The following is a 7,854-nucleotide window of genomic DNA, read 5'->3' as shown; positions in this document are numbered from 1 at the left end:
TATTGTTGTGTGTGGGGCGTGGTTGCCTACCTCCTTGTTGTTGTGGGGGTGGGTGGCTGTGCCCCACACTTTTTTACACCTATGGGTGAATGGGTTTCACCTAGGTGGGGTTCACGGTATAGGCGGGGTTCACCGGATAGGCGGGCGGTTTCCTTTCTTAGCTAGGTCCACGAATTTAATTGCTTACTCTGTGGCACACTGATGCTATGACTAATCAGACCCCAAATTCCGATGTTGTTAACCTCTCATCCTCTAATGATGAGCCTCAGGACAATTTCATTCCGGTTACCACTGAGGAAGGTAAGCTGCAGCAGCTTATTGAATGGCTGGAGGAGCATGTCTCGGCGTATTCGTACCTCAATGAGGTTGTCCCGTTGGGCGCTTCCGAGGACGAGATTGCCAAGGCGCGTGCTTCGGTTAATGACCGCGGGGCCCGTATGCCCGATGCCATCATTCATGGTTCGATGATGGTTTTGGGCGCCGCAGTCAATCACTCTTCGCCATACCTTGCCTACGCTGATGGAAAGATTGAAGTCGTTGACACAGCAGTGCAAGCCGGCGCCACAGGCCAGACCGACACTAACGCGGGGAATAGTCATAAGATCCCGGTCCGGGTCTTTATCCCAGAAGAAGCAACTGGTGCGGTAGTTGTAGCCGCACATGGCGGCGGGTTCTGGATGGGCGACGGTGTTCTACGTGAAAACGCCTTCGGCCCCAACATGGCAGCGCTAGCAGCGCGCTCAGGCGCAATCGTCGTTGACGTGGACTATCGGCTCGCTCCAGAGCACCACGTCTCGGCGGCAGTCGAAGATATCGCAACGGTTGTGGGCGCTGTAGTGGAGGACTCTTTACAGCTGCAGAAGTTGGGTGCGAAACCAATCAACGAAGACAACCCTGTAGTTCTCTACGGTGTCTCCTCTGGCGGACATAACGTTGCTTCCGCAGTAGAGCAGATTAGTCAGAACACCCCGGTAGCCCTGTTGCTCGTATCGCCTGCACTGGATCTGCGTGGTGCTCCAGAAGCTTGGTTGCAGGTATTTTTCGGAACGAAGGATGATTCTGCAAGGGAAGTGTCACCGGGGATACATGGGCCGTCGCGAAGCCTGCGCGTTCACGTGCAGTCCGCCTCCCGTGACACTGTTGTGCGACCGGCGACCGAATATCTGAAGAAGGTCGAAGAAGCGGGCGGGAAGACATCTCAAACGGAGTTCCTGGCTACGCACCAGATTGCGGTTCCCAAGGTTCAAAGGGAACAGATAACGGACGCGGCGCGATTCATTCTCGAAGTCACTCATTCGTCGCGTGAACTGCCGGAGGATCCGGCAGGTGAATACGACAAGGAGGCAATCGACCGACAGAACGAGGAGTCCTGGGGACGAAGCTAGTTAGCTACCGGCAGCCAAGGGCAGTCACGGGCAACCACCCGGAACCCACCTGCAGCCACCGGCAGCCACCCCACCTGCAACCACGGACAACCCTCCGCTAGCCATCGCCGGTTAGGCCAGCGGCAGGAGGTCGCGCCTCGTCGCCTGGACTTCCTCCACACGGTCAATGTTGCGTTCGAGTAGGTTCCAATCATTGACCGGGATACTGCGCTGCGCCTGAGCAATGACCGTCTTATCCGGAGTGGACCAGGCAAGAGGTACTGGCGTGATTTCGTCGTAGAATTCGGTGCGGCTCTTGTGGGTGCCGGCCACAGCAACAGCTGGCACCTTTGCGCCCACTCGGCGGGGCACACCGGAAATCGTGGTGACAGTACGTGTCGCCAGGGCAGGGGCAGGCTCACCGATGGATGGGTCTTTACGCGTGTCCACCAACGTCATCAGAACCATGGTGCGCTCATCAACGCGCGCAATCATGGCCGGGACCAACGGGGACTCGTCGTAAAGCTCTTGCGGATCCTTGATTGCCCGTCGGACCTGGAAGGTAACGCCGACGTAGAGAGCGGCGAGGGCGAAAAGGAAGATAGCGCTGCCGAGCACAAGAGGCGAGCGGTCGAAAATTACCAGAACCAGCACAGCTCCGATGAGAAGCAGGGCAGAGAAGATGCCGGAGGAAATGAGGAGTCGACGGGCATCGCGGTAGTACTCGTTGTTGGCGTTGGTGTGCTCGCGGTTGACGGGGAAGTGGAAGTTCATGGCAGTCCTTTAGCTATCCAGTTGTCTAGGATTCCGAGCCAGCGGTCGAATCGCCGGGCAGGGTGGGGCCGAGGTATTCATCTGCGTCGACGATTCGGTAGGCGTAGCCCTGTTCCGCTAGGAAACGCTGGCGGTGAGCTGCGTATTCAGTATCGAGGGTATCGCGAGTCACCACAGAGTAGAAGACAGCGCCGCCACCATCGGACTTGGGCCGCAGGAGACGCCCCAGGCGCTGCGCCTCCTCCTGACGGGAACCGAAGGTGCCGGAGACCTGCACGGCGACGGAGGCCTCGGGGAGGTCAATGGAGAAGTTCGCAACCTTGGAGACCACTAGCGTGTTGATTTCACCGCGCCGGAACTTGCCGAAGAGCTCCTCACGCTTGGCGTTGGAGGTCTTGCCCTCGACGACATCGACGCCGAGCTCCTCGCCAATCTCTTCGAGCTGATCCAGGTAGGCACCAATCACCAGGGCGGGCTCACCCTCGTGCCGCGCAAGAATCTGCTTGACGACGGGAATCTTCGTCGGCGTCGTTGCGGCCAGGCGATACCTGTCGGAGGCCTCAGCCGTGGCGTAGACCATGCGCTCGGACTCGGTCGGGGTCACGCGGACCTCAACGCAGTCAGCCGGAGCAATCCAACCCTGGGCTTCGATGTCCTTCCAGGGAGCGTCGTAGCGCTTTGGGCCAATCAAGCTGAAGACGTCGCCCTCGCGGCCATCCTCGCGCACCAGGGTGGCGGTGAGCCCCAGTCGGCGGCGCGACTGCAGATCCGCACTCATCCGGAACACCGGAGCCGGCAGGAGGTGGACCTCGTCGTAGATGATGAGGCCCCAGTCGCGGGAGTCGAAGAGCTCGAGAGCGCGGTATTCGCCCTTGGTCTTGCGCGTGACCACTTGGTAGGTCGCAATGGTGACGGGGCGAATTTCCTTCTTTTCGCCGGAGTATTCGCCAATTTCGTCTTCGGTGAGTGACGTGCGACGCAGCAGCTCGTCGCGCCACTGCCTGCCCGCGACAGTGTTGGTGACCAGGATCAGCGTGGTGCGCTGCGCATCCACCATGGCTGCTGCGCCGACAATCGTTTTACCTGCACCACAGGGCAGCACCACCACGCCGGATCCGCCCTCGCGGAAGGAGTCGGCCGCCATGCGCTGGTAGTCGCGCAGCTCCCAGGTGTCGTGGCCCCCGGCGCCCTGGTCCTGCCAGGCGATGGCATGGGCCTCGCCGTCGATGTAGCCAGCGGTGTCATTGGCCGGCCAGCCGACCTTCAATAGCTCCTGCTTGATACGGCCACGTTCGGAGGGGTGCACGGTCCAGGTGTCGGCATCGATTTGCTCGCCGAGCATCGGACGAATCTTTTTGTGCTTGGTCACCTCGGCCAGTACCGCGGGGTCGTGGGAGACCAGAATCAGGCCGTGAGCTGGATGCTTGGTCAGGCTCAGGCGACCGTAGCGGTCCATGGTCTCCGCGACGTCGATAAGCAGCGGCTGTGGGACGGGGAACTTGGAGAAACGCTCGAGCACATCGACCACCTGCTCCGCGTCGTGTCCGGCGGCGCGCGCATTCCACAGCGCCAGCGGAGTGATGCGGTAGGTGTGCACGTGTTCAGGAGCGCGTTCGAGCTCTGCGAACGGTGCCAGCGCCGCACGCGCCGCATCCGCCTCCGGATTATCGACTTCCAGCAGCACCGTCTTATCCGATTGGACAATCAGTGGACCGGTACCGAAACCCATAATCTCCTCGCCTCACAGACATTCGACCAAAAATAAGCTAAAGGTCAATTCTGCCACGATTACGCAAGCGGTGCGGCGCGGGTTCGGATTGCTTTCCCATCGCCGCCACTCGTGTGTGCGTCTTAGGCTGCGTGAGATTGCTTGACGACGGCCCCCGCGCCCGCAACCTAGTCGACCGGATGTACCTCGGTAATGCGATGTAGCAGGAAGCGCAGCACCTGGCTGGTGGCCGGATCGATGGCATCGACCTGCCCGCCGGAGACTGTCACTGGGCGCACGCGCTTGCGGCCCGGTTTGCCATTGCGGTCGACGTAGCTTAAATACAGGTCATCGCCGTGCCGGGCTGCGCGCTGTAGAAGCTTGAAGGCTTCGGTGCCAGAGGTGTAGTCGCTCGTGGCGTTGGTGTCGGCGGCGTTAGCGCCGGAGCCGGCACCGGCGGTTGCATTCGAGCCCACGGCTGAACCAGAGCCCCCAGTCTTACCGCTGCTGGCTGCACTGCCACTGGAATGACCAGCGGGTTCGGCAGCGCGGTCGCCGTCGGCAATAGCCGTCAATGCCTGGCTGATGCGTTCGGGCTCTGGCATCGTGGTGTGCGCAGTCGGCACCGGAGCGGGAGCCTCGATACGGCAGGGGGAGCGGCCGAGGTCCAAGACCAGGCCCTCGGCATCTTCGGCGATGATGGAAAAACCTGCAGTTCTGGCGGTTTCAATCACCTGTGCAAGCGGAGCCTGGCTAATCAGTACCGTTTCAGCGATTTTTCGCAACGCCAGGCTCTGGCCGGCCTGGTGACTCTGGAAAGTGGCCAGCAGGGCCGGATCGTCACAGCGGATAAATGAGGCTGCGGGGCCACCGCGGAGACGACCGTGGCGGCGAGCGACGTCGTCAAGCAGATAGGTAACGGACTGCGGCACCTCCCCGACGGCGTAGCGCGAGAGAAACTCGGAGATGTCGGAGGCGTTGGTGCCAGCATCGAGAGCGTCGCGAAGGGTGTCTTCGGTGATACGGTAGACGCTGGCGAGGCCGGGCGATTCCAGCTGCGCAAACGAACTGAGCATTCGCTCCATCTCCGGGGACGCGGGGCCGGGCACGACGATGGTGTTGTCCGCCTGCACCATCAGGTACGAGGCGTTCGGCGGCAACAGGTCGTTGCAGGCGGAACGCAGGTTGTCGAAGGCCTCGGCTGTGCCGGATTCGATGAGTGCGACCACGGCTTTGCCGACCTCGCTAAGGCCAACAGACATTGTCTCCACCGCCGGGTCCCGCACGATAATGCCGAGTGCGACCAGCTCGTCGACCACACCATTCAGCGTTTCGTCGATGCATCGCGCGTTCGTGATGGGGTAGTAGTAGGCAGCGCATTCACGTAGGTCAGTGAGGGCAACAATGTCGTTGTCGCTTGCCGACGACGCCACCTGCGCACAGCAGGCCAGCACCATTTCCCGGATAGATGGTACCCCGGAGAGCCGAGTGTGCGGAGAGAGCAGGGCAATGCGCTTGCCCTCGTCACTTAGCTGATCGACCCGCCAGGGAGCTGCATCGCTAGTCCGAGTTCCGACCGTCAAGCACACCCACCGGTCAACCAGGTCGGCATCGAGAAAACCGTCGGCTGCGAGTGTGGGGGCGAAATAGTCACCACCGGTATCGTGCAGCGGCAGCGGGTGCGGAGTGCCGACATGAACCAGGCCCGCTGCACTGAGGTTGGTTACAGCGCGAGCCAGCTCCGATATATCGACTCCGAGTTCCTCGATGAGGTTACGAGTTTCCCGCACTCCGATGACGCCGTTTTTCAATGTCGGGGCCGGGTTGGTTCCCAAGAGTTCCAGGAGGTCAGTCGCCTGGCGCAACGTCTCCCAAGCAGAGGCGGCAGCGCGGTCGTTGCCGCTGGAAATTACATGGGTAGCGGGGGCTTCGGGGCGCAGGGGGACGTCGTCGTCGGCAAGCCCGACACCACGCATGAGTGCGCGGACGGTGGCGGGCAGGCGAACGGTGCCCTCGTCGATGCGTTCGAGCAGGCCAGCGCTGATGAGTGCCGGAACTGGTAGTGAGGGGTCGGCATTCGGGTGAGCATCCTTAGTGACACCGAGACCGCCAGAGTTGGCCAGGGTATCCAGAAGGCGTTGCTGCCTGTCGGTAACCTCAGCGAGGGCGCTGCGGAGCTGACTGCGGCTCGGCCCATCGGGGTTAGGCAGGAGATACCAGCCGGGAGGCAGAGAAGTCGCGACCTCATCACCGAGGCAGAAGTAGTCCTGCCAGGGCAGAGGCTTCTTGCGGGTCGACCTACCGGTGAAGGTACCGCGCGGCCCTGGGCCGTTACCCCAGATGAGGCCGTACTCGCGCAGAGTATCGAGGCTGGTCCTGATATGCGTGGTCGTAGGACGCTGATTGGCGGGAACCTCTGCCCGGGAGAGCAAATCGAGGATGTAGTCGATGAGGGCATCCGCTGTGATGGGTTCGGCATCGGCACCGAGGTCCGCGGCAGCTTCAACGCAGGCGAGCTCCAGCGCGGGCAGTTTGGTCAGTGCGCGAGAGACGGAAGCGCGGAGTTGGAGCCGGGCCGCTAGCACCTGGGAGGACTTCGGCGGTGGTGACAGCGCATCCGGGCGATTGCTGAGGATGGTGCCCACAAATTGGTCTGGTTGAGCTGCCAACCAGTCGGAAAAAAGTGCAAAGGGGGTGGTGCTAGTCATGACAAACCCCACTTTAGTGAGATTTTAGGAGGGGAGAAGGTGACTAGGAAGAAAATTTTTGGGATAATCTCAGCATGGCTAACGTTGCAAAGAAATCCTACGTCGATCCCGGCTGGCCGAAGGACCTCGAGCCTGGTCAGCACGCTGTTACTGAATTGGTTGCTCACCACGCTGGTGCAGATTCGCCTTACGGCGACATTGAGTTCCCGGTTGATCCGGAGACTCTGGGTTACGTGCACCCGACCACGGTGATTAACAAGTAATCTTTTAGGTTCTCAGCAGAGTTATACCTGCCCAAGGCCCGTGGCCGCGACTGCTTGTTCAGTCATGGCTGCGGGTTTTGTCGTGTTGTGTTCCCGGGAGTTCTCAGGGGACCGGCAGGGGAGGAAAATAGGGTTAATAGACAAAAATGGGCTAAGTAAAGAAAAGTGTGTCCACCCGGTGGGACTCCGGGGGACACACTTTTGCTACTTAGCCCCAACGCGAGTTACTGACCGCGTTTATAGCAAAAACAGCCCGAAAAATGGCTTGAAAGTGCTATAAACTCGCACAGTTTCACTTTTGCAGCCCGTATTTCTGTCTATTAACGCCCTCAAGCCTGGGAAAGAAAAGATCCTCAAGCCTGGGAAGTCTTAGTAGTACAGATTCCGTAGCTGAACCAGCTCCGGAGGAAGCTGAAGCTGGCCGGTCAGCTCGCGGAACTGAGCAATGATTTTCTCAACATCAGCCGGGCCGGTGATCGGGGGCAGATTGTTAATGAAATTCTGGATGAGTGCGGCGTTGGCCTCCATGAAATTACCTGCCGGAGCGGATGCCGGAGGGACCGGAGCAGCGCTGTGGTTCGGGTGCGGGCGGTTGGTCGGGCCGGAATTCAGGCCGAGGCGAGCGGAGCATGCCGGCCAGGCGCCCCAACCCTGCTGAGCCAGAACCTTTTCTGCAACGTAAATCTGCTGTGCGCGGGTGGCCTGGTTAGCAGTCGGAGCGAACTCCCTGCCGCCGAAAGCGTTCCAGGTGCTGGCGGAGAACTGCAGGCCGCCGTAGTAGCCGTTGCCGGTGTTGATGTGCCAGTTGCCGCCGGACTCGCACTGTGCCAGGCGGTCCCAGTCAGAGTCCGGAGCGGCGGAAGCGGCCGGCGCGAAGACGGCGGCACCGGCGCCGAGGATTGCACCGGTCAGTGCAACCTTGGCCGAAGTGGAAGCGAAGGTGTTGTTCTTAGCTGCGTGGCGAGCCATATGAAAATTTCCTTTTCGTCGATTTTCTTTGTGGCGCCAGTGGGGCTAATGCAACCCCATCTCACTCT

At 60.7% G+C, this 7,854-nt stretch carries 6 protein-coding genes; 2 read left to right on the top strand and 4 right to left on the bottom strand.

Translation table 11 applies throughout. The annotated features are described in order from the left end of the window. Positions 1-206 precede the first annotated feature (206 nt). The gene (locus tag Q0U90_RS11285) at positions 207-1,385 is read left to right on the top strand and encodes an alpha/beta hydrolase (RefSeq protein WP_297455166.1); all 1,179 of its coding nucleotides are present in this window, start codon (positions 207-209) and stop codon (positions 1,383-1,385) included. A gap of 111 nt (positions 1,386-1,496) precedes the next feature. Here the strand turns inward: Q0U90_RS11285 and Q0U90_RS11280 are convergent, their stop codons facing one another. The 3 genes from Q0U90_RS11280 to Q0U90_RS11270 form a co-directional block, all read right to left on the bottom strand. Then, entirely contained in the window at positions 1,497-2,138 is a 642-nt protein-coding gene (locus Q0U90_RS11280) for a DUF3239 domain-containing protein (RefSeq protein WP_297455162.1), read from the bottom strand. A gap of 25 nt (positions 2,139-2,163) precedes the next feature. Next, positions 2,164-3,867 carry a DNA repair helicase XPB gene (locus Q0U90_RS11275; RefSeq protein ID WP_297455160.1) on the bottom strand — a complete coding sequence of 568 codons (1,704 nt, stop codon included), beginning with the start codon at positions 3,865-3,867 and terminating at the stop codon, positions 2,164-2,166. Positions 3,868-4,034: 167 nt separating this feature from the next. Then, a complete protein-coding gene (locus Q0U90_RS11270; RefSeq protein WP_297455157.1) occupies positions 4,035-6,554 on the bottom strand; it encodes a helicase-associated domain-containing protein in 2,520 nt (839 codons plus the stop codon). Between the two features lie 74 nt (positions 6,555-6,628). Here Q0U90_RS11270 and Q0U90_RS11265 point away from each other — a divergent pair, with 74 nt between their 5' ends. Further along, positions 6,629-6,817, top strand: a complete 189-nt coding sequence (locus tag Q0U90_RS11265; protein WP_297455154.1) for a hypothetical protein — start codon at positions 6,629-6,631, stop codon at positions 6,815-6,817. Positions 6,818-7,186: 369 nt separating this feature from the next. Here Q0U90_RS11265 and Q0U90_RS11260 read toward each other — a convergent pair whose 3' ends face one another. Beyond that, entirely contained in the window at positions 7,187-7,786 is a 600-nt protein-coding gene (locus Q0U90_RS11260; protein WP_297455151.1) for a transglycosylase family protein, read from the bottom strand. Between the last annotated feature and the right edge of the window lie 68 nt (positions 7,787-7,854).

Origin of the sequence: uncultured Corynebacterium sp. (assembly GCF_946998835.1) — a bacterium.
Taxonomy (GTDB): domain Bacteria; phylum Actinomycetota; class Actinomycetes; order Mycobacteriales; family Mycobacteriaceae; genus Corynebacterium.
The sequence above is the reverse complement of the archived record's forward strand: the minus strand, read 5'-3'. Positions and strand labels throughout refer to the sequence as shown.

What these genes read in the sequence shown, in the direction of transcription:
- Q0U90_RS11280 (WP_297455162.1), bottom strand. Translation starts at nt 2,138, where the DNA reads ATGAACTTCCACTTCCCCGTCAACCGCGAGCACACCAACGCCAACAAC.
- Q0U90_RS11265 (WP_297455154.1), top strand. Translation starts at nt 6,629, where the DNA reads ATGGCTAACGTTGCAAAGAAATCCTACGTCGATCCCGGCTGGCCGAAG.
- Q0U90_RS11270 (WP_297455157.1), bottom strand. Translation starts at nt 6,554, where the DNA reads ATGACTAGCACCACCCCCTTTGCACTTTTTTCCGACTGGTTGGCAGCT.
- Q0U90_RS11285 (WP_297455166.1), top strand. Translation starts at nt 207, where the DNA reads ATGACTAATCAGACCCCAAATTCCGATGTTGTTAACCTCTCATCCTCT.
- Q0U90_RS11275 (WP_297455160.1), bottom strand. Translation starts at nt 3,867, where the DNA reads ATGGGTTTCGGTACCGGTCCACTGATTGTCCAATCGGATAAGACGGTG.
- Q0U90_RS11260 (WP_297455151.1), bottom strand. Translation starts at nt 7,786, where the DNA reads ATGGCTCGCCACGCAGCTAAGAACAACACCTTCGCTTCCACTTCGGCC.